This is a genomic window from Candidatus Frankia alpina, from assembly GCF_902806485.1.
Classification (GTDB): Bacteria; Actinomycetota; Actinomycetes; order Frankiales; family Frankiaceae; genus Frankia; species Frankia alpina.
Genome location: NZ_CADCWT010000550.1, coordinates 1 through 626 on the forward strand (window position 1 = coordinate 1; position 626 = coordinate 626).

1 protein-coding gene is annotated in these 626 nt (G+C 68.2%); it reads left to right on the forward strand.

The annotated features are described in order from the left end of the window. Window positions 1–626 (forward strand): DUF998 domain-containing protein (locus G6R25_RS24450; protein WP_163554701.1); only part of this gene is annotated, 626 nt, incomplete at both ends.

Below are 626 nucleotides of genomic sequence, written 5' to 3' on the forward strand. Positions count from 1 at the left end.
GGGCGCGGCCTGGCGCGCCTGGGGTATGCTGGGCCCGGCAGCGCAGCTCGTCTTCACCGCCGGCTGGGTACTTGCAGGCACCTGGCAAGGCCCCCACTACAGCACCTTCCGTGACTCGATCAGTGACGAGACCGCGCTCACCGCACCACACGCAGGGTTCCTCATCACCTGCCAGCTACTGGCCGCTCTGGGCACGCTCGCCTTTGCGCTGTTCGGGCTGCGGCCCGCGCTGGCCGCCGCCGACAAGACAGCCGGTTACGCCCCCTGGATGCTCGCCGCCGGATCCATGGCCTATCTGGTCATCTATCCCCGGCTCCCCTGCCGCCTCGCCGACAGCTCCTGCACCGTCCACGAGCATCTTTACAGCGCCGGGGGGCTCAACGACGCCATCGCCTCAGGCATGCTCATCGCCATGCTCGCGGTTGTGCCATTCCCCCTGTGGCGACGCATGCGGGAACTCCCTCGATGGCGACGTCTTCGACCAGTGATGCTCGGCGCCCGCATTCTCGGCCCGACACTGCTGATCGCCACCGCCTCGCAAGGCCCCTACGCACCGGGCTCCCAGGAAGGTCTGTTCGAACGAATACTGGCCCTCACGATCGCGGCCTGGATCTGCGTACTCGCCG